Here is a 20,854-nt window from a genome sequence, read left to right on the forward strand (position 1 = left end):
AATGCTCCATTCGTGACGGGAATATTCATCAGAGCATCCCGCGACGAAGGGATTCTTCACAACACCTGATCGGTGAGCGGCGGTACGGTCTCGCCCGGCGGCACCGGGCCGGGCGGCGTGCCGTCGCCGAACGGGCGGCCGCCGAGCTGCTCGCGGTGGTGCGGGGTGAGCCAGCCGGCCGGGTCCGGCCCGGCGGGCACGATGCCGGTCGGGTTGATGTCGCGGTGCACCTCGTAGTAGTGGCTCTTGATGTGCCCGAAGTGGATCGTGTCGCCGAAACCGGGCGTGGTGAACAGGTCGCGCGCGTACGCCCACAGCACCGGCAGCTCGGTCAGCTTGCTGCGGTTGCACTTGAAGTGGCCGTGGTACACGGCGTCGAAGCGGACCAGCGTGCAGAACAGCCGCACGTCCGCCTCGGTGATCGTGTCGCCGACCAGGTAGCGCCGGGCCGACAGCCGCTCCGACAGCGCGTCCAGCCGCCCGAACAGGCGCCGGTACGCGGCTTCGTACGCCTGCTGCGAGCCGGCGAAGCCGCACCGGTACACACCGTCGTTGACGTCCTCGAAGACCTGCTCGTTGATCGCGTCGATCTCGTCGCGCAGCGGCGCGGGGTAGAGCTCGGGGGCGCCGGGGCGGTGCAGCGCGGTCCACTCCAGGGACAGGTCCAGCGTCATCTGCCGGTAGTCGTTGGTCACCACCTGGCCGGTGGGCACGTCCACGATCGCGGGCACGGTGATGCCGCGCTCGTAGCCGGGGAACCGGGCGAAGAAGGCCTCCTGCAGCCGCTCGATGCCCAGCACCGGGTCGCGGCCGCCCGGGTCGAGGTCGAACGTCCAGCTGCGCTTGTCGTGCGTCGGGCCGGTTACGCCCATCGGCAGCGCCTCCTCCAGCCCGAGCAGGCGGCGTACGATCACCATCCGGCCCGCCCAGGGGCAGGCGCGGCTGACCACGAGCCGGTAGCGCCCGGCCTCGACGGGGTAGCCGTCGCGGCCGTCGGCGGTGATGCGGGTGGCGATGTAGCGCTGGTCGCGGGTGAACGCCCCGTCCGGGTTCACGTAGCTGCCGGGTCCGGTTTCGGTGATCGTGGTGTCGGCCATGGCACCCATACTGCCGACCGCGGCGCGCCACGCCCAGCCGTCGCGTGGCGCATCACGCACATTCCCGACAGAATCCTTGTCCACACCGGAGGGTGGCCGCAGCCTGTCAGCACAGGTCGGTGTACGGGCGGGAGGTGCGGGAACGGCGATGGCACCAGCAGCGAGCCGGCGCATGGTGATCGCGGCGGCGGGATACGGCAAGACGACCGCGCTGCGCCGCTGGTGTCCCGCGCCCGGGGCCCGCTGGTGGCCGGGCGGCACCGACGCGGCGGCGTTCGTCGTGGACGCCGCGGCCGCCGGTGACGGGCCGATCGTGCTCGACGACCTGCCCGCGCTGCCCGACGGCGAGCTGCGCAGGTTGCTGCGGGCCGTCGCGGGCGTCAGCGCGGACGTGGAGATCGTGCTGGCGTCACGGTGGCCGCTCGCCTGGCGGCCGCACGCGGGCCCCGGCCGGTGGACCGAAGTCGGCCCGGCCGAGCTGGCCTGCACCGTGGACGACGTCGCCGAGCTGCTCACCGAGGCGTGCGGGTCGGCCGACCCGGACCTCGCCGCGCGCCTGCACGCCGCGACCGCCGGCTGGCCCGCCCTGGTGCAGCTCGCTGTCGAGGCCGTACGCGTGCACGGACCGGACGCCGAACCCGCCGCCGGGCCGCTCGCCGCGTACGTCCGGGATCAGGTGCTGCCGGAGCTGCCGGAGGACGTCCGGCTGCTGCTCGCGCGGGCGGGCGAGCTGTCGCCGCTCACCGCGGGCCTGTGCGCGGCGCTCGGCGTGCCCGAGGCCGAAGCGCTGAGCGCGCTGCTGCGCCGGGCCGGGGTGCTGGTGCGGGAGCCGGGCGCGGCGCCGGGGCTGCCGGTCGTGGAGCGGATCGTGCCGGTCGTCGCCCGGGTCGCGGCGGCCGATGACACGGGCGGGCGGGACGCGGCGCGCACGGCCGCGGCCTGGTATCGCGAGCACGGTCCGGCGGCGGCCGCCGCGCGCGAGCTGATGCGGGCCGGGGACCGGGCCGGGGCGGCGCAGCTGCTGCGGGAGCACGGCGGGCGGATCGTGTCCGGCGGGCACGTGGGTCTGGTCGTGCGCCTGGTCGGCGAGCTGCCGCCGGAGGAGCGCGACGAGCGGCTGTGGCTGCTGCTCGGCGACGCGCTGCGGACCTCGGGCGATCTCGGTGCCGCGCAGCGGGCGTACGAGGAGGCGGCGGGCACCCGGCGGCCGCTGCCCGCGGCCACCGCCTGGCGGCTGGGCCGGGTGTCCTATCAGCGCGGTGACGCGCACGGGGCGCTGGCCGCGTTCGCCCGCGCCGCGCCGGGTGAGTCCGGTGCGGACGCGGCGCTGCTGGCCGCGGCCGTCGCGAACGCCCGGCTGCTCGCGGGCGACGTCGACGACGCGGTGGACTCGGCACGGCACGCGGTGCGGACGGCCGCGGCGGCCGGTGACGACGCCGCGCTGGCCGCCGCGTACCTGAGCCTGGCGCTGTGCCTGGGGGTGGCGGGGGACAGCGCGGGCAGCGCGGAGCACTTCGCGCTCGCGCTGCCGATGGCGCAGCGCACCGGGGACGTGCTGCTGCTGACCCAGATCCATACCAACCGCAGCTACCAGCAGCTGCAGCAGGCGCATTACGCGGCGGCGCTGGAGTCGGCGGAGCTGTGCGCCGTGTACGCGCAGGCGGCCGGTTCGCCGAGCCTGCACGCCATCGCGACCAGCAACGAGGCCGACGCGCTGGCCATGCTCGGCCGCTACGACGAGGCGGCCCGCCGCTACCGGACCGCGATCGCGCACTACCAGCGGCACGGCTCGCGCCGGTTCGCCGGGGCGGTGCTCGGGCTGGCCGAGCTGTACTGGCGGCGCGGGTGGCGCGAGCAGGCGCGGGCCGCGTACGAGCAGGTGGTCGAGGTCGCGTCCGGGGCCGGCAACGCGCACGTGCTGGTGCCCGCGCTGGCCGGGCTGGCGCTGACGGTGCTGGCCGACGACGTGAAGGCCGCCGCCGGGTACGCCGAGGCCGCCGCCGACCAGGCCGGGCCGGAGCTGAGCCGCCCGGCGCTGCTCGCGCAGGGCTGGATCGCCCTGCACCAGGGCGCCCCGGTGCGCGCCGCCGAGCTGGCCACCGAGGCCGCGCGGGCGGCCCGGACCCGGAGCGAGCCCGCGGGCCTGGCCGACGCGCTCGAACTGCGGGCCGCCGCCGAGGCCGACCCGCACCGCGCCCGCGCCGCGCTACGGGAGGCGCGGGCGATCTGGGCGGAGGCCGGAGCTGCGGTGGAGGCCGCACGTATCGCGGTGCTGGCCGCGCGCCTGCCCGGGGCGGGCGCGGACGAGCGGGCCGACGCGCTGCCCGCCGCGCAGCGGCTGGCCGCCGCCGACGCGCTGGCCGACCGGATCGGCGCGGCCACGGGTTCCGCGGACCGGCCGCAGGTGCGGGTACGCGCGCTCGGCCGGTTCGAGGTGGAGCTGGCCGGGCAGGTCGTGCCCGCGTCGTCGTGGCAGTCGCGCAAGGCCCGTGACCTGCTGCGCATCCTGGTGGCGCGGCGCGGGCGGCCGGTGCCGCGCAGCGAGCTGTGCGAGCTGCTGTGGCCCGACGCCGACGGGCAGAAGACCGGGCACCGGCTGTCGGTGCTGCTCAACATCGTGCGCGGGGTGCTCGACCCGGCCAAGGTCCACGCCGCCGACCACCATCTCAGCGCCGACCAGTCGAGCATCGCGCTGAACGTGGCCACGACCGGTGTGGACGTGGAGGACTTCCTGGACCAGGTCGCCCGAGCCCGGCGGCTGGTCGAGCAGCAGGCGACCGAGCAGGCCCGGCTCGCGCTGCTCGCGGCCGACCAGCTCTACCGGGCCGACGCGTTCGAGGACGAGCCGTACACCGAGTGGGCGGGCCCGCTGCACGAGGAGGCGCGGGCGGCGTACCTGGCGATGCTGCGGATGCTCGCGCACACCAGCCGCCTCGCGGGGCAGCCCGGTGCGGCGGTGAGCTACCTGCTGCGGCTGCTGGAGCGCGACCCGTACGACGAGCGCGCGCACCGGTCGCTGGTGCGCACGCTCGTCGCGGGCGGCCAGCACGGCGAGGCCCGGCGCGCGTTCGCCCGCTACGGCGACGCGATGCGCGCGATCGGAGTGTCGCCGCCGGACCGGGATCTGCTGGTCCCGGTCCGGCAGGCGGCCGTGGCGCGGCGCTGACTCAGCACCCCGGCGTGTAGAACGTGCCGATGTTGCTGCCCCAGCCGGTCATCGACTCCGCTGTCTCCTCGTCGGCCGCCGCGACGGCACCGGACCGGGCGGCCGGCGACAACGGCAGGGACAGGCCGAGATAGCGGGAGGCGCGGACCTCCCCGCTGCCGTAGAGCTTCAGCTGGAACCGGTCGAGGTGGGTGCCGGCCCCGGTCACCGAGCCGCCGATGCCGAGGTATCCGTAGTCCGGTTCCGGCAGCACGACGGTGCGGGGATAGAGGACCGGCGTGCTCGGACCCTGCTCCCGTGTGCACGCGAACGCGGTGAGCTCTGGTGAGGGCAGGCAGATGCCCACCACGGTCAGCTGCGCGAGCGCCGGCCTGGTGCCGGACGCCTGCGCGCGGACCCTGACGAGCGCGTTGCCGGGCCGCAGCTCGTCGAGGCGCCAGTCGCCGGAGGAGCGGTGCATCGCGAAGCCGTAGCCGACGGCCTGATGCTCGTCGGGGCAGGTGGCGACGATGGAGTCGCCGGACACGGTGTCCTCCACACGCTCCGGCGGTGTCTCGTCGCGCAGGCACATCGCCTGGGCGGTGAGCGAGAACCCGCCGGCCGGCGGGACCCCGGGGCGTGCCGCGACCACCGCCGAGGTCAGGTCGTCGCTGGGCTCCATGCGGGTCAGCAGCGCCCTGCCCCCGCCGCCGGTGGTCCAGCCGCCGACGGCGACCACCCACGTGCCACGCGGGCAGGTCACCGTGACCTCCTTGGCCAGGGTGTCGGTGGTGCTGCTGGTCTCCTCCTCCAAGGTGAGCAGTTCGTCGGCGTACGCGCCGGTCGGCGCGGGCAGCAGGCCGAGCAGCGTGGCGGCGAGCACGGTGGCGGCGACTCGGGTGACGGTTGCCGTTGGCACAGCAGTTCTCCTCCTCTGGCGTCCGGTGCGGACGGCCGCCTTCCATGCTCGGCACGGTCGTCACGGTGGCGTCATGGTCGTCCGTCAGCCGACTGACACTGACCCGACCGTGACCGCGCGCTGACGGGCGCGGCGCAGCCTGATCCCGCCGCGAACGCCGCGGCACTCCGGCCGCGGGAGCGGGCGGAGCAGCCGAAGGGATCACCTCATGAACAGACGTACCGTCGCCGTGCTGGCGGCACTGGCCACCGTGCTCGCGGTGGCCGGGGCGGCGAGCCCGGTCACCGCCGCGGCGCAGTCCGTGCCGCGGGCCGTGGCGCTGCTGGACGAGGACAGGGCGACCGACGCGGGCGGCAACGGCCCGGTCGCCTGCAACGGCGGCGCGCAGGAGCAGAGCTTCACCGTGTCCGACAACGCGCCGCTCACCCTGGCCGAGACCGGCATGATGTTCCAGCCGCTGCCCGGCGCCGCGATCACCGTCACCACGCCGGCCGCGGACAACGACCAGCTCCTGGTGCTCTTCACCGCCGAGGGACGGGTGCAGGGGCAGCCGGTCACCTACGCGGCGCCGCTGGACTTCCTGCAGATCCAGATCCTGATCGACGGGGTGCCCGTGGGCGCCAACGACCTGACGTTCACCTCCGGGGCCGGGGAGTCCGGCGCGACGCAGGCCTGCAAGCGGGTGGCCGCGCCCGTCTTCGCCCCGGCACCGCACGTCGTGGAGGTGCAGTGGCGGCTGGTCGACCAGGCGGGAGCGAGCATGCTCACCGGCATCCTGGACGACTGGACGCTGAGCGTGCAGGTCAGCGCCTGATCGGCACCCTGCCCGCCGTCGACGTCGGCCTGTGACGTCGAGGATCCGGCTTCCGGATCGGACGTCATAGGCCGGCGTTCACGGCAAGGCGGGTCAGCGGTGTGCCGCCGGGACGGTGCCGTGGCCGGGCAGGGACGCGTCGTAGATCGCGTGGCCGCCGGTGCCGCGGCGCTTCGCCTCGTACATGGCCAGGTCGGCGCGGGCGACGAGCTCCGCGGGATCGTTGCCCGTGGCGGCGCTCAGGGCGATGCCGATGCTCACCCCGACCCGCAGCCGCTGCTGGGCCACCCGCATCGGCTTGCCCAGCGCGTCCACGATGCGGCTCGCCACCGCCGTAGCGTCGCCCGCGCCGTCCACGCTGGACAGCATCACCGCGAACTCGTCCCCGCCGAAACGCGACGCCGCGTCCCCGGCGCGCAGCTGCGCGGTGACCCGGTCAGCGGTGACCGTCAGCAGCTGGTCGCCCGCGGCATGGCCGAGGGAGTCGTTGATGTCCTTGAACCGGTCCAGGTCCAGGAACAGCACCGCGAGCGTGCGCCCGTCGGACTCGACCACCGCCAGCTGCTGGGCCAGCTGCTCCAGGAACAGCCGCCGGCTGGGCAGCCCGGTCAGCGCGTCGTGGTGCGCCAGCCGCATGCGCACCACCGTGGCAGCGTCGGTCAGGGCCAGGCTGACGTTCTCGGCGAAGGCGCGCAGGGTCTGCTCATCGGCCGGGGTGTAGGCGCGGTCCACGTCGCAGGACGCCACGACCAGGGCGCCGGTGACGATGCCGCTGTCGTGCACGGGCGCGGCCATCGACGCGTGCACCCCGTTGGGACCGAGCAGCTTGAGCATCCGTGACTGGGCCTCCTGCCCGTGCCGGACCACGACCTGGTCGGTCACGATCGCCTCGCCCGCCACGGACGCGTCGGCCACGTCGACCACGGGCCGGTCGGCCGGGTCCACCGGCCGGGTGCCCGCCGCCGCGGCCAGCCTGACCCGGGAGGAGGTGGGCTCGTCGCGCACCCACAGCAGCCCGATCTCGTCGCCGAGCAGGTCCCGTGCGCCGATGGTGATGGTGTCGAGGATCTGCTGCAGGTCCTCGCGGCGGGAGATGGCCCGCTGGATCGTGAACAGGTGCTCCAGCAGCCGCTGCCGCTCCTCCAGCGACTGCCGGATGGAGTGCTCGGCCGCGAGCGTGCGCAGCATCGTCAGGGTCAGCTCCAGCACCCGGGCCATACCGCGGACCAGGTTCTGCTCCTCGATGCGAAACGGGGCGTCCCAGCGGGCCAGCACCAGATGCCCCGGGTTGCTGCCCGCCCAGGACGCGGTCACCGCCGGGCAGCTGCCCAGGCCGGGTACGTCGAGCTCGGCACGCTGCCGCAGCGTGACCGCGACGATCTCCTCGTGCGGCACCGCGCCCGGCGGAAACCCGATCGACGCGGTCACCTTGCCCTCGAACACCACCGCCGCGACCTCCGCCTCCAGCGCCTGCGCCGAGCGCTCGACGGCGTTCTGCACCGCCGACGTCTCGTCGGTGGACGAGGAGACCACGGCCAGCAGCTCCACCAGCTGCTGGATGTACAGCGACTCGGCGAGCCCCGCCATGTCAGCTCAGTGCCAGCACAGCGAGGGTCTGGTTGTGGAATCCGTCGATGCCGTGATTGCGGGCGATCTCGCCGTAGGTGTAGAAGCCCGCGTACGGGATGCTGCCGGCCCACCGGTCCAGGCGCTCGCCCTCCCGCCGGATGCCGTCGTCGCCCAGCACCGCGCGCAGGGCGGCGCAGCTGAAGGTGAGCATGCCGATCGGCTCCTGCCCGTGCAGCCGGTCGAGCGCGTCCTGGCAGGCGGAGTCCGTCGCGTCCAGGATGGACTGCTCGTCACCGGTCATCACCCAGGTCAGCCCGCCCGGGTCGATCGCCCCGCCGCCGCCGATCGACCGGCCCTCCAGATCGACCTCGGTGGACAGGTTGCGTGCCTCGACCCCGCTGCGCCGCTGCACGCCCAGCGGGCGCGGCAGCGCGAACGCGGTGAACGCCGCCGGGTCGGTGTACGCCTCGGGCGGGGCGTCGAGCCGTTCCAGGTAGACGTCGAGCGCGGGCCGGTCGTCGAGGGTGAGCACCCGCCCGTCGGCGGCCCGGGTCACGATCATCGGCTGGCCGACGGTGCGCCAGCCGTGGCTGACCCCCACCGCGATCGGCGCCTCCGACGCGATCGCCGCGCCGATCACCGCGTTCGTGAGCACCTGACCGTCCTTGAACAGGTATGCCCCGCTCATCCGCCAGCCGTCGGCCGCGGCCCCGCCGAACAGCGGCACGCCCGCGCCCAGCGCCCGGTAGCAGCCGCGCACGATGCTCTCCTGGTCGCGGACCAGCCCGTCGGTGAGCAGCATCAGCACCCGGTGCGGCAGCCCGACCCGCCCGACGCAGCCGGCCACCTCGTAACCGGCGTCGGCCTGGCGGCCGGTGACGTCCTCGGCGACGCAGGTGGACACCTCCAGCCCCGCCCCGCCGAGCGCGGCCACGGTCACCGTGCCGTCGGCCGGGCCGCCGGGCCCGATCTCGCCGTGCGTGGTGCAGCCGATCACCGGCACGCCTGGCGCGGCCTCGGTGACCCCGGCCAGCACCGCCGCCGCGTCGTGGGTGATCGCCGCGAAGACGACCAGCAGTTTCGGATCGGGGCCCATCCTGGCCGTACGCACGGCCTCGGCCGCCGCCGCCCGGGAATCGGGCCGGCTGCTCCGTCCGACGCCCATCCAGCGCCGTTCGTGCGGTTCTCTGTCGGAGATCTGCACCGTACCTCCCGAGATGACGCTTTTTTAAGTGCGCCGACATCCCCTCAATACGCTACTACCGTGCGTATCACCGTACGTCGGGCTCGCGGCCGGGCCACAGGTCAGCGGATGTACAGGGTGCCGCGCATGCCCGACGTGCCGTGGTAGAGGCAGGGCATCGGGTAGGTGCCGGGCTCGGTGACCTCGATCAGCACCGTGCGGGTGTCGGCCCCGTTGAGATTGCCCGTGCCCGCCGCGGACGGCACCCGCAGCGCGATGTCGTGCGGGGTCAGCCCGACGTTGCGGAAGGTGAACTCCACCCGGCCCGGGCGGGCCGAGACCACCTCCGGCGTCATGCGCAGCTTGTCGTCGACGGTGATCTCGATACGCTGTACGCCGTCGGCGCCCATGGCCGCCGCCACGCCCTCCGGCTGCGCGGCGATGCTGGGCAGCGCCGCGCCCTGGGCGTCGGGGCCGCCCTCCAGCCCCCACAGCGAGCAGCCGGACAGCGCCACGGCGGTCGCCAGCGGGACGGAGCAGGACAGCAGGCGGGTCAGCAGGCTCATGCGGGGTCGTCTCCGAACAGGTCCTGGCCCACGTAGCCGCCGGTCGCGGCTCCGCGCGGCATGGCGAACAGGGCGCTGGTCTCGTGGCGGATGAAGCGGTTGAGCGCGTCGGAGCCGGCCAGCCGCCGCTGCACCGGCACGAAGCCCCGCGCCGGGTCGGCCTGCCAGGCCAGGAACAGCAGCCCGGCCTCGATGTCCTCGGCGTAGGACCAGCCCCGGCGCAGCATCGCCGCGCCGTTGTTGAAGGCCGGTGCGGCCAGGCGGATGTGCGCGTCGGCGGGAATGGCGAGCCCGCCGCCCGGGGCGGTCGCGCCGAAGTCGGCCGGGGTGCGCTCCTCGCCGCCGGACAGCGGCGCGCCGGTGTCCTTGCGGCGGCCGGTGACCCGCTCCTGGGCGGGCCGGCCGAGGCCGTCCCAGTCGTCGAGCAGCATCCGGATACGGCGTACCACCAGCAGCGAGCCGCCCTGCAGCCAGCGCGGCGCGGCCGGGTCGGTGACGAACACCTTGCTGTCGAAGTCCTCGTCGGTGGGCCGGGGGTTGTTCGTGCCGTCGAGCTGGCCCATCAGGTTGCGGCTGGTCGCGCCGTCGGCGGTGACACCGGGTGCGCTGCTGAAGCCGTCGGTCTGCCACCGGACCCGGGCGTACGGCCGCGCCAGCCGGGCCAGCTCGCGGGCGGCGTGGAACACCACCAGCGCGTCGTCGGCCGCGACCAGCAGGCACAGGTCGCCGTCGCTGCGATCCGGGTCGAGGTCTTCGCCCGGGAACGCGGGCAGCGGCGCGAGCTGCTTCGGCCGGTTCGCGGCGGTCAGCCCGGCCTTGCCGAACAGGCTCGGCCCGAACCCGATGGTCACCGTGAGCGATGCCGGGCCCGCGCCGGTGACGACGTGATCGCCCGGTGCGCCGAGCGCCTGCCCCGCGGTGAGCTGCTCGGCCGCCTGGCTCCAGCGGCGCAGCAGCGTACGCAGACCCGCCCGGTCCACGCCGGGGACCAGGTCGAACGCGGTGACCCGCAGCCGGGCCTGCGGCCGGGCCGGGGTCGCGATGCCCGCCTGGCGCTCGCCGTGGAACGCGACCCGGGCCGTGCCGATCGACGACCGGCCCGGCTCACCGGGTTCCGTCTCGGCGGGGGTGTCGGTGCCGGGGCCACCGCCCGCCGCGATGCCGCCCGCCGCGCCGAGGATCACCCCGACGCCGCCCACGGCCAGCGTCCCGGCGAACCCGCGCCGCCCGACGGTCGCCTCCTCCCGCGGTGGCGCGGCTGCCGCGGCGGCCCGCGCTCCGAGCAGGATCGGCGGCTCCGCCTGCGCGTCGTCGGCGGTGTCGCGAGCCGGCATTGTCGCGAGCGAGTGCGGGGTCTCGCCGTTCGCCGGGGGTTCGGCGGCGGACGTGGCGACTCCGGCGGACGTGGCGACTCCGGCGGAGGCGGACTGGGTGCGCGAGGCGGGTTTGAAGCGGCGCCAGAACAGCGGCCCGGCCAGCAGGAGACCGGCGCCGAGGCCGACGATCAGGGCGACCGTGGCGCGGTTGAGATCGGCGGGCAGGGCGGACGGGGCCGAGGAGCGCCACCACACCGGCGCGTCGTCCAGCGCCATCATCGAGGCGAGCAGCCCGCCCACACCCATCCCGACGAAACCGAGGAACGTGGCGCCGCGCGCGATGAGCACCGCCGCGACGATGCCGAACGGCCAGATCAGCAGCGCGGTCATGTCCGAGCCGAGGAACGCGCCCAGCCGCTCGGGCACGTTGCCCTCGGTGACCAGCGCGACCCCGGCCGCGTGTGCGACGTCGGCGGCGATCAGCGCGCCGAGCGCCGCGCCCACCAGCCGGTGCGCCCACCGGGTGAACACGAATCCGACGACGAGCAGCGCGGACAGGGCGGTGAGCAGGTACCACGGGGTGGGGGAGGGGCCGGGCACCCAGTCCAGGGAGCCGGTCGCGGTGAGGACCCGGCCGTCGTGGTCGAGGTCGACGCGCCACTCGGAGATCCGGTGCGGCGCGGTCGGGTCGGCGGCGACCGCGATCGGCAGCGTGGTCAGCATCCAGTGGGTGCGGTGGTCGTGCCAGCGGTGCACGGGCTCGTCGGAGACCTTGCGCCAGCGCGGGGCGGCGGCCGGGTCGGCGTCGGCGGGCACGCGGGTGGAGCCGAACCGGTCGGCGTTGAGGTAGGTCGCGGGGGAGCCGTCGTTGAGCCAGACGCCGTCGGGCCCGATCCTGGCGTACGGCTCCTCGCTGTAGCCGCGTACCACGACCTCGGTTTTCGTGGTGTTGCGCAGCTGGAGGCGGGAGCCGTTCTCGACGACGGACAGGGCGACACCGGGCACCGCCGGGGAGAGCCCGGACAGGGTGGTCGCGAAGTTGGTCGCACCGACCCCGCCGACCTCGTGGGCCGACGCGGCGCTTGCCGGACCGAGCACGAGCAGCAGACCGGCCGCCACGGCCAGCAGCAGCCGGACCGGCCGCGCCACCGACGTGTACACCCGCACCGAACCTCCCCAAACGCGGGCCGCACGCCTGCGACCCGGTCAGCGTTGGTCGGCGGGGGAGGCCTTCTGGTTCCGGAGCGGCCCGGGTGACCCTGGTCACCTTCGGCTGTCGACCAGGCCCTCGGCGGGGCGAGGTGTTGCGGTTTCGGCTCCACAACTTCTGGGTTGTACCTACAACCCAGAAGTTGTGGAGCCCGGAGCGATGGTGTCCGCGCGAGCGGCCTGGTCAGTAGTAGCTGCCGGGCTGCGGTGCGGGAGCCGGGGCAGGGGCGGCGGCGGGAGCATAGGAGGGCACCGGTTCCCCGGCGGGGCGGGTCAGCCGCACCCAGGTGAACGACTGCCAGCCGCCCGACGGGGTCCGGTGCTGCTCCTGCTCGGCCTGCAAGAGCTGGAAGCCGGGAAACTGCTCGGCCAGCGCCTGCATGCCGTAGCGGGCCACGGGCAGGCCGGAGCAGGAGTCCGGGCCGTCCTCGGCGAACGTGCCGATGACGGCCTGCCCGCGGGGCGCGAGCGCGGCGGCGAGCACGCGGCGGTAGCGGTCGCGGTCGGCCGGGTCGGTGAGGAAGTGGAACACGGCACGGTCGTGCCAGAAGTCGTACCGCCGCAGCGGCGACCAGGTCAGCAGGTCCCGGGCCATCCAGTGCGCCGCCATGGCGCGCTCGCCCAGCCGCCTGCGGGCCGCGGCCAGCGCCGCCTCCGACAGGTCGAGCACCGTCACGTCGGTCATGCCGCGGACGAGCAGCTCGTCGACGAGAGTGGAAGCACCGCCGCCGGCGTCGAGCACCGAACTGCCGGGGCGTGCCCCGCCGGCCTCCAGCAGCCTCAGCGACATTGCGGGCGTGGGCTGGTACCAGCTGACGTTCTGTGGATCATTTCGGTCGTATACGGCCTGCCAGTGCTCGGCAGTGCCGGAGAGCTGTGGCACGTGATCAGCATCGCACCGTGCCTGGTCGGACGGAGCGACCACTCCTTACCGACGGCGGCCGTGGATGTGGTATTGATCCGTCCGGCCTGATCACGGCGAGTGGTCCGTGGCCATGCCGTCACCCGGTCAGTCTGTCTTCGCCCGCAAGCCGTTTTCAGGGTTCCGGTATCCAGCGATCGCCACCACACTCTCTTGTGGAACGAACGGGGTTACGGCCGGAGGGGACGAGGTCATGGCGGAGAAGGTCGTCAGCGTGAACAAGCACGGGTTCAGCGTCAAGAACACGCACGGCCTGCCGTTCAGGCCGGTGTCCGCGTTCGTGCCCGCGCCGCGCCGGACTCCGGCGAGTCGTGCGCCCGACCTGCGGCGGCCTGTCGTCGCGGTCCTGGACACCGGCGTCGACCCCGCCCACCCCTGGTTCCAGGGCGATCCGGGCGACCCGGTGCTCCTCGACGCGTACGACGAGGGCTGGCCGCGTCCCGCGATCGCCGACTACGGCCCCCACCACGGCACGTTCGTGGCCGGTGTGGTCCGGCAGCATGCGCCGGACGCGATCATCCTGTCGGTCACGCTCGACCGCGGCAAGGACGGGCGCATCGCCGACCGGCAGATCCTCAAGGCGCTGACCCACCTGTACGACCAGCAGCACAGGCTCATCGACGTCATCTGCCTCGCGATCGGCTTCCGGTCCCTGAACGCCGCCGACGAGTGCTACAAGGAGGAGGTGCGGGCCGCCGTCGACCGGCTGGCCGAGCGCGGCACGATCCTGGTCGCCGCCGCCGGCAACTACGGCACGCCCGAGCCGGTGTACCCGGCCGCGTTCGCTTCCAAGGCGGCGCTGGTGGCCTCGGTCGGCGCGGTGACCGTCAAGGGGCACCTGGCCGACTTCAGCCGGGACGAGGATTGGGTCACCCGCCACTGCGTCGGTGTCGACGTGTTCAGCGCCACGCCGCTGGCATCCGGCGGCGCGCTCTCGACGCTCGACGACATGGCGGTCCACGACGACAACGAGCAAACCGCGCTGACCGGCTTCGGCGTCGGCAGCGGCACCTCGTACGCCGCCGCGGCCTACGCCGGGATGCTGGCACAGGCGCTGCTCGACCAGTCCGGTGTGGCGCCCTTCGACACCTCGACCCCCCGGGAGCGGGCCGAGCGCGTGCTGAACGCCCTCACCACGCCCGACCCGCACAGGGCCGGGAACGGGGAGGCCGCATGACGGCGGCGGCCGGAGCGGACACCGTCCCGGCCGAGGGCCGCGCGGCGGTGCTGGCCGGGCTGCTGGAGAAGGCGCGCGAGGGCGACCGCGGCGCGCTGGACGCCATCGTGCGCGAGGTCAACCCGCTGCTGTGGCACGTCGCCCGCGCGCAGGGCCTGGCCGCCGAGCCCGCCGCCGACGTGGTGCAGACGACGTGGCTGGTGTTCGTACGCCACCTCGACACCATCCGCACCCCGCAGGCGCTGCTGGGCTGGCTGGCCACGACCGCCCGGCGGGAGGCGTGGCGGCTGCTGCGCCAGGAACGCGCCGGCGCCGACCCGGACTCCGAGGTGGTGGAGCACGCGCTGTCCCCGGCGGCCGACGTGGACGAGCAGGTGCTCACCCACGAGCGCGACCGGGCGCTGTGGCGCGCCCTGCAGGCGGTGTCCGACCGGTGCCGCCGCCTGCTGCGCGTCGTGGCGCTGGTGGACCGGCCCGACTACGACGTGCTGGCCGAGGCCATGGGCATGCCCCGGGGCAGCATCGGCCCCACCCGGGGCCGCTGCCTGGCGAAAGTACGCGAGCTGCTGCTCGCCGATCCCACCTGGAGCCGGTGATGACCGACCCGGACGGCCTGCTCGACGACCTCGACGCGGACATCCTCGACGCGCTGGCGCGGACCTGGGCCGCGGTGGACCCGCCCCCGGCCGACCTGGACGACCGCGTCTCGTTCGCGCTGCGGCTGGCCGACCTGGACGTGGAGGCGGCGCGGCTGCAGCACGACGCGCTGGTCGGGTCGGGCGCGCGGGCGGCCGAGCACGCGCGCACCATCACCTTCGACTGCGACATCCTGAGCCTGATGGTGTCGGTGCTGCCCGGCGACGACGGGGTACGCGTCGACGGCTGGCTGGCCCCGCCCGCGCCGCTGCAGGTGGAGCTGCGCACCGCCGCGGCCGGGCCTGACGGGCAGGACGTGATCCACACCGCGCAGGCCGACCAGGCGGGCCGGTTCGTGTTCACCGGCATCCCGCACGGGCTGGCCCAGCTGCTGGTGCACGGGGCGGGGCTGCGCACCGTGGTGACACCCGGCATCGTGCTGTGAGCGACCGGCCGCGCGCCGCCGAGCTGCACGCGGCCGGGGTCGCGGCCACCAACGACATGCGCCCGGCGCTGGGCGCGCGGCGGCACCGGGCGGCGCTGCGGGTGCTGGACGACGCCCCGCCCGGCGGCGACCCGGCCGAGGACGCCGCGCTGCGCGCCCGGATCCTGGTCAGCCTCGCCTACGCGGTCTCGGAGCTGGGCCGCATCGCCGAGGGCCTGGGCCACCTGGACGAGGCGGAGCGGCTGCTGCCGCCCCAGCAGCGCGGCACGCTGCACGGGCAGCGGGCGGTGATGCTGCGCCGCACCGGCCGCGACGACGAGGCGCTGGCCGAGTACGGCCGGGCGCTGCGGGTGCTCGACGAGCGCCGGGAGCCCCGCGACCTGGCCCGGGTGCTGCTGAACCGGGCCGTGCTGCACCTGCACGCGCCCCGCCCGGCGGCGGCCCGTGCCGACCTTGGCCGTGCCGCCCAGGTGGCGCAGCGCCACGGCTTCGGCCTCATCGCCGCCAAGGCCCGGCACAACCTGGCCCTGCTCGACCTCGCCGCCGGTGACCTGCCCAGGGCGCTGGGCGCGTTCGCGGCCCTGTCCGTCGAGTACACCCGCTCCGCGCCCGGCGTGCTGCCCCTGCTCGGCCTGGACCGGGCCCGGGTGCTGCTGGCCGCGGGCCTGTTCCGGGAGGCCGACGACGATCTCGCGGCGGCGCTGGCGCGGCTGCGTGCCCAGGGCATGGGCCAGGACGAGGCCGAGGCGCTGCTCGCCCGCGCCGAGGCCGCCCTGCTGGCCGGCCGGCACGCCGACGCGCGGCGCTGGGCGGGGCAGGCCCGGTCCTGCTTCCTGAAGCGGCGCAACGGGCGCTGGGCGGCGCTGGCGGACCTGGTCGACCTGCGCGCGGCGTACGCGACGGGCGGGCCGGACCGGGTGCTGCTGCGCCGGGCGAACACCCTCGCCGCCCGCCTGTCCGAGCTGGCGCTCGACGAGGACGCGCGGGTGGCGGGGCTGCTCGCCGCGCGGGCGAACGCCGCATTGGGCCGGACCGCCGACGCCGTGGACGCGCTGCGCCGCCACGGCGTGCTGCGCCACGGCGACCGGCTGGACACCCGGGTGCTTGGCCGGCTGGCGCGGGCCGAGGTCGCCGCCGCGTCCGGCCGGGCCGGCACCGCCGCGCGGCAGCTGACCACGGGCCTGGCCGAGCTGCACCGCTACCGCGCCCAGGTGGGCTGCCTCGACCTGCAGACCGGCGCCGCGGTGCACGGGCGGGACCTGGCCGGGGCCGGACTGCGCCGCGCGCTGGACCGGGGCCGCCCGGCCGAGGTCTTCGCCTGGGCCGAGCGCTCCCGGGCGCAGGCGCTGCTGCTGCCGCCCGTACGCCCGCCGGCCGACCCCGAGACCGCCGCCGCCCTGGCGGCCCTGCGGCAGGTCCGGCTGGCCGTACGCGAGGCCGAGCGCGCCGGGCGGCCCGCCGGTGCGCAGCGCTCGCACGCCGCCGAGCTGGAGCGGCGCATCCGGCACCGTTCGTGGACGCTGGCCGGGCCGGGCACCGGCGGCGCACCCGCTCCGATGGGCACCGTCGCGCAGGCCCTCGGCGACGCCGCGATGGCCGTCTACCTGCACGACGGCCCGGCGCTGCGCGCGCTGGTGCTGGCCGGTGGCACGGCGCGGCTGGTCGACGCGGGCCGCCCGGCCGCGGCGGCCGAGATCGCGCTGCGGCTGCGCGCCTCCCTGGACGCGCGGGCCGGGCGCGCGCTGCCACCTCGGCTGGCCGACGCGGTGCTCGCGTCCGTGCGCCGCGACGCCGCCGAGCTGGCCGCGGCGGTGCTCGGGCCGGTGCTCGCCGTCGCGGGTGACCGCGACCTGGTGCTCGTGCCGACCGGTGAGCTGCTGACCGTCCCGTGGAGCCTGCTGCCCGGCGCCGCCGGCCGGCCGGTCACCGTGGCCGCGTCCGCGACCAGCTGGTACACGGCGCGGCAGCGGGCTTACGGCGAGCCGGGCCCGGCCGGTCCGGCGCTGCTGGTGGCCGGGCCGGGCAACGACCGGGCCGAGGCGGAGGTGCACAAAATCGCGCGGTGCCACCCGGGCGCGCGGGTGCTCACCGGCCCGGCGGCGACGGCGGCAGCGACCCTGGCGGGCTGCGACGGCGCAGCTCTGCTGCACGTGGCCGCGCACGGCAGGCATCAGGGCGAGAACGCGCTGTTCTCCGCGTTCGAGCTGGCCGACGGCCCACTCATGGGCTATGACCTGCAGCAGCTGTCCGTCGCGCCCCGGGTGGCCGTGCTGTCGGCCTGCGAGCTCGGCCTGGCCGACGTGCGGCCCGGCCACGAGTCGGTCGGGCTGAGCACCGCCCTGATAGCGGCCGGGACCGCGACCGTGGTGGCGAGCGTCAGCCGGGTCGCCGACGACGTCGCGATGCACGTGATGACGGGCTTCCACCGGCGGCTGGCCGCGGGTGCCGCCCCCGCCGCCGCCCTTGCCGCCGCGGCGGGCGAGACCGAACCGGCCGGGTTCGTCTGCTTCGGGGCGGGCTGAGCCGCGGTCACTCCTTCCCCCAGCGAGCCCGCGACCAGGTTCGCGATGCCGCGCGGCAGCGACCAGATCACGCCTGTCGGATTCGCCTGCTTCAGGGCGGGTTGAGCCGATCGGCGGTACCTGGACGGCGGACGTGACATCCAGTGACGCCCGTAACTTTGAGTTAATTAATGTCCGAATTGCCCACCCGGTCACCAGCGGAGACGACGCTGAGTCATTGTTCTGTCACGGTAGATGGTTTGTGGCCACGTCTGCGGGTTCGCTACCTTGTCTCTTGCCCTTGACAGAAGCGGAGCATCGCGTGCAGTACCGGCCAGAGGTTTCCAAGGAAGGCGACAGGTATCGCGGCAGGCGTCGCGCGGCAGCGCCGTCCCGCCGTCGGTACGCGGCAGTCCTGGCCACCGCGGCGGCCGGTGCGGGTGTGGTGGCGTTCGGCGCGGGAGCGGCCGTCGACGACGCCAAGAGCGATCCGATCGTAGAGGTGGCCGCCGGCGCGGCGGTCGACGACGCGCGTGCCCAGGCCGCCGACCGTGCCAACCGTGCCGAGCGCACCATGGACACCTCGGTCAGCGCGACCTCCGCCGACTCCTGGGTGCTCCCGCTGCACGACTACGACATCGTCCCGCAGCACGCGGTCCGCTCCAGCCTGCTGCCCAAGGGTCTCGACCTCGGCGGCCTGCCGGAGGGCACCCCGTTCGCGTCCGTGCACCAGGGCATCGTGGTGCAGGCCGGCTGGAACGGCGCCTTCGGCAACTCGATCACCGTCGACCACGGCGGCGGCGTCAAGACGGTCTACGCCCACGCCAGCGCCGTGCTCGTCAAGGTCGGCCAGCAGGTCGGCGCGGGTGAGCAGATCGGCCTGCTGGGCAACAGCGGCTACGCGTACGGCACGCACCTGCACCTCGAGGTCTACGTCAACGACGCGGTGCAGAACCCGATGAGCTGGTTCTCGGCCAAGGGCATCGACTTCGAGCTGGAGATCGAGGCGCAGCCCGCCGCCTGACCGGCGTCACTGACCACTCTCGCCCGGCTGCCGGGCGGGCAGGCGCCGGGCGAAGAACAGCGCCACCAGCGCGATCAGCGCCAGCAGCGCCAGCGCCGCGCGCAGCCCGTCCAGACGCGCCTGCTCGTTCTCCGCGACGATCGCCTCGGCCTGCGCCGGATCCACGCCCGCCGCGGCCAGTCCCGCCGACAGCTGCGCGTCGGACACGAACGGCACCCCGGCGGCGAGCTGCACCTGCGCCTGCTGGTACACCGAGTCCGGCACGGCCGGGTGGTCCCGGATCCCGGTCAGGAACGACGTCGTCAGCGCCGAGATCAGCACCGCCCCGGCCAGCGCGGTGCCCACCGACGCGCCCAGGTTCGTGATCGTGTTCTGCAGGCCGCCCACCTCGGCGCTCTGCTCGTCCGGCACCGCCGAGACGGTGACCGCGCCCAGCTGCGACGCCAGCGCGCCGATGCCCAGCCCGGCCAGCAGCAGGGGCCCCGTGACCACCTCCGGCCCGGCCCCGAGCTGCAGCGTCGCGGCCAGCAGGACCAGCCCGGCCAGCAGCGCCAGGAAGCCCACCCGCACCACCCGCCGGGGCGAGGCGTCGGGCAGGAAACGCGGGACGCCTACCGCCGCGACCAGCAGCGACACCGACAGCGGCAGGATACGCACCCCGGTGTCGACGGCCGACAGGCCCAGCGCGACCGACAGGAACAGCGGCACCGTGAAGAACAGGCCCGCCTGCAGCAGGTACTGGAAGCCGAACGCGGTCAGGCCGCCGCGCAACTGCCGGTTGTCCAGCATCGCCGGATCGATCAGCACCGGCTGCCCGCGGTCGCGGCGGCGACGTTCCCGCGCCAGGAAGCCCAGCAGCACCAGGCCGCCCGCGATGACCAGCCAGAACACCGGGGACAGGCCCAGCCACGACGGGCCGCCCGGCTTCGGGTTGACGAAGCCCCAGGCCCCGGCGCGCAGGATGCCGTAGACGACCAGCACCAGCCCCAGGCCGGACAGGGCCGTGCCGCCCAGGTCCAGCCGGGTGCCGGGAGAGGGCGGCAGCTCGCTCATCCGCCGGGTGAGCGCCAGGATGCCCAGCACCACCACGACCTCACCGGCGAAGACCCAGCGCCACGACGCGTACGTGGTCAGCGCCCCGCCGATGAGCGGGCCGACCGCCACCGCGATCGCGCCGGACGCGGCGACCAGGCCGTACGCGCGCGGCCGTTGCGACCGGCCGAAGTTGGCCGCGACCAGCGCGACGATCGCGGGCAGGATCAGCGCGGCGCCGATGCCCTCCAGCAGCGACCAGCCGATGAGCAGCACGGTCAGGTTCGGCGCGAGCGAGGTCAGCAGCGAGCCCGCGCCGTAGATCACGCAGCCCAGCGCGAACGCGCGCTTGTAGCCCATGATCTGGCCGAGCTTGCCACCCGTGATCATGAGCGCGGCCATGACCAGGGTGTACATCGTGATCGCGCTCTGGATGCCGGTGACGTCGGTGCCGACGTCCTGCGCCACCGTCGCGATCGACACGTTCATCACCGAGCTGTCCAGCGTCATCAGGAACTGGCCCGCCGCCAGCGTGGGCAGCACGACGGCCGAAGTCGCGGCAGCCGCCGTGCGGGTCGCTTCGCCGGTCACGGCAGCCTCCTCTCACCGGGGTCCGGATGACAGCGTCGCCCACCGGCCGCGCTCCTGGGGCGCAATCGCGCGGATCTCCTGCCGGAGAGATGTCGAGATCCGGCCGGCGGCTCCGTCCATCCCACGACGGCCACCCTGCATGGCGGCCTCCGGCGTGCACCGGCGCCGCCCGGACCGGTGTGGCGGACCCGTTCGCGGCGGGCCGCCCGATACGTTGGGCTGTGGCAGGCCCGGCGGAAGGAGATCCGATGTCGGAGAACAAGCGCACGGTCGAGCGATACCTGGACGGGTTCCGCAAGAACGACCACGCGCAGATCCTGTCGTGCCTGACCGACGACATCACCTGGACCGTCTACGGCGCGTTCAAGCTGTCCGGCAAGCAGGCCTACGACGAGGCCATCGACGGTCCCGGCTTCATCCAGCCGCCCACGCTGGACCTGGTCCGGATGGTCGAGCAGGACGACGTGATCATGGCCGAGCTGACCGGCGAGGCCCGCCGCACCGACGGCTCGGTGATGCGTATGTCCATGGCCGAGGTGTTCGTCATGCGCGGTGGCCTGATCGCCGAGCGCCGGGCCTGGGTGATCGAGCTGAAGGAGAACGACCACCGCTGAGCGGCGGCCGGGCGGCCGACCCGAGAGGAAGGGGCCGGCCGCCCGCCCGTTTCACGCCGCAGATCGGCCGGACCTCGCAGACCTGGCGGGGATG

16 protein-coding genes are annotated in these 20,854 nt (G+C 75.0%); 8 read left to right on the forward strand and 8 right to left on the reverse strand.

Annotation, left to right across the window (positions count from 1 at the left end; all coding sequences use genetic code 11):
* Positions 1–56 precede the first annotated feature (56 nt).
* Complete coding sequence (locus CS0771_RS22160) at positions 57–1,097, reverse strand: glutathione S-transferase family protein (RefSeq protein ID WP_371821445.1); 1,041 nt, start codon at positions 1,095–1,097, stop codon at positions 57–59.
* 148 nt (positions 1,098–1,245) lie between these two features.
* Between CS0771_RS22160 and CS0771_RS22165 the strand changes: the two genes are divergently transcribed.
* The gene (locus CS0771_RS22165; protein ID WP_212842780.1) at positions 1,246–4,263 is read left to right on the forward strand and encodes a BTAD domain-containing putative transcriptional regulator; all 3,018 of its coding nucleotides are present in this window, start codon (positions 1,246–1,248) and stop codon (positions 4,261–4,263) included.
* A 1-nt stretch (position 4,264) separates the two neighbouring features.
* Here CS0771_RS22165 and CS0771_RS22170 read toward each other — a convergent pair whose 3' ends face one another.
* Positions 4,265–5,161 carry a hypothetical protein gene (locus tag CS0771_RS22170; protein ID WP_212842781.1) on the reverse strand — a complete coding sequence of 299 codons (897 nt, stop codon included), beginning with the start codon at positions 5,159–5,161 and terminating at the stop codon, positions 4,265–4,267.
* A 208-nt stretch (positions 5,162–5,369) separates the two neighbouring features.
* Here CS0771_RS22170 and CS0771_RS22175 point away from each other — a divergent pair, with 208 nt between their 5' ends.
* A complete protein-coding gene (locus tag CS0771_RS22175) occupies positions 5,370–5,975 on the forward strand; it encodes a hypothetical protein (protein ID WP_212842782.1) in 606 nt (201 codons plus the stop codon).
* A 93-nt stretch (positions 5,976–6,068) separates the two neighbouring features.
* Here the strand turns inward: CS0771_RS22175 and CS0771_RS22180 are convergent, their stop codons facing one another.
* From CS0771_RS22180 to CS0771_RS22200, 5 genes are all read right to left on the reverse strand, one after another.
* Entirely contained in the window at positions 6,069–7,562 is a 1,494-nt protein-coding gene (locus CS0771_RS22180) for a sensor domain-containing diguanylate cyclase (protein WP_212842783.1), read from the reverse strand.
* Between the two features lies 1 nt (position 7,563).
* Positions 7,564–8,748 carry an FIST signal transduction protein gene (locus CS0771_RS22185; protein ID WP_212842784.1) on the reverse strand — a complete coding sequence of 395 codons (1,185 nt, stop codon included), beginning with the start codon at positions 8,746–8,748 and terminating at the stop codon, positions 7,564–7,566.
* A gap of 101 nt (positions 8,749–8,849) precedes the next feature.
* Complete coding sequence (locus tag CS0771_RS22190; RefSeq protein ID WP_212842785.1) at positions 8,850–9,293, reverse strand: cupredoxin domain-containing protein; 444 nt, start codon at positions 9,291–9,293, stop codon at positions 8,850–8,852.
* Complete coding sequence (locus CS0771_RS22195) at positions 9,290–11,776, reverse strand: Dyp-type peroxidase (protein WP_212842786.1); 2,487 nt, start codon at positions 11,774–11,776, stop codon at positions 9,290–9,292. Before CS0771_RS22195 ends, CS0771_RS22190 begins: the two co-directional genes overlap by 4 nt.
* Before the next feature lie 226 nt (positions 11,777–12,002).
* On the reverse strand, positions 12,003–12,701 hold the full coding sequence (locus CS0771_RS22200; protein WP_212842787.1) for a trans-aconitate 2-methyltransferase: 699 nt from the start codon (positions 12,699–12,701) through the stop codon (positions 12,003–12,005).
* Between the two features lie 232 nt (positions 12,702–12,933).
* On the opposite strand from CS0771_RS22200, the gene CS0771_RS22205 reads away from it, so the two are divergent.
* From CS0771_RS22205 to CS0771_RS22225, 5 genes are all read left to right on the forward strand, one after another.
* Positions 12,934–13,917, forward strand: a complete 984-nt coding sequence (locus CS0771_RS22205) for a S8 family serine peptidase (protein WP_212842788.1) — start codon at positions 12,934–12,936, stop codon at positions 13,915–13,917.
* Positions 13,914–14,513: an RNA polymerase sigma factor gene (locus CS0771_RS22210; protein ID WP_212842789.1), complete on the forward strand. Its 600-nt coding sequence runs from the start codon at positions 13,914–13,916 to the stop codon at positions 14,511–14,513. Before CS0771_RS22205 ends, CS0771_RS22210 begins: the two co-directional genes overlap by 4 nt.
* Entirely contained in the window at positions 14,513–14,998 is a 486-nt protein-coding gene (locus tag CS0771_RS22215) for a hypothetical protein (protein ID WP_212842790.1), read from the forward strand. Before CS0771_RS22210 ends, CS0771_RS22215 begins: the two co-directional genes overlap by 1 nt.
* Positions 14,995–17,520: a CHAT domain-containing protein gene (locus tag CS0771_RS22220; protein WP_212842791.1), complete on the forward strand. Its 2,526-nt coding sequence runs from the start codon at positions 14,995–14,997 to the stop codon at positions 17,518–17,520. Before CS0771_RS22215 ends, CS0771_RS22220 begins: the two co-directional genes overlap by 4 nt.
* 301 nt (positions 17,521–17,821) lie before the next feature.
* Positions 17,822–18,523: a M23 family metallopeptidase gene (locus CS0771_RS22225; RefSeq protein ID WP_212842792.1), complete on the forward strand. Its 702-nt coding sequence runs from the start codon at positions 17,822–17,824 to the stop codon at positions 18,521–18,523.
* Between the two features lie 6 nt (positions 18,524–18,529).
* On the opposite strand, the gene CS0771_RS22230 is transcribed toward CS0771_RS22225, so the two are convergent.
* Positions 18,530–20,146 carry an MFS transporter gene (locus CS0771_RS22230; RefSeq protein ID WP_212842793.1) on the reverse strand — a complete coding sequence of 539 codons (1,617 nt, stop codon included), beginning with the start codon at positions 20,144–20,146 and terminating at the stop codon, positions 18,530–18,532.
* A 248-nt stretch (positions 20,147–20,394) separates the two neighbouring features.
* Between CS0771_RS22230 and CS0771_RS22235 the strand changes: the two genes are divergently transcribed.
* Entirely contained in the window at positions 20,395–20,760 is a 366-nt protein-coding gene (locus CS0771_RS22235) for a nuclear transport factor 2 family protein (RefSeq protein ID WP_212842794.1), read from the forward strand.
* Positions 20,761–20,854 lie beyond the last annotated feature (94 nt).

The sequence above is a fragment of the Catellatospora sp. IY07-71 genome (genome assembly GCF_018326265.1).
In the GTDB taxonomy this organism is placed as follows: Bacteria; Actinomycetota; Actinomycetes; order Mycobacteriales; family Micromonosporaceae; genus Catellatospora.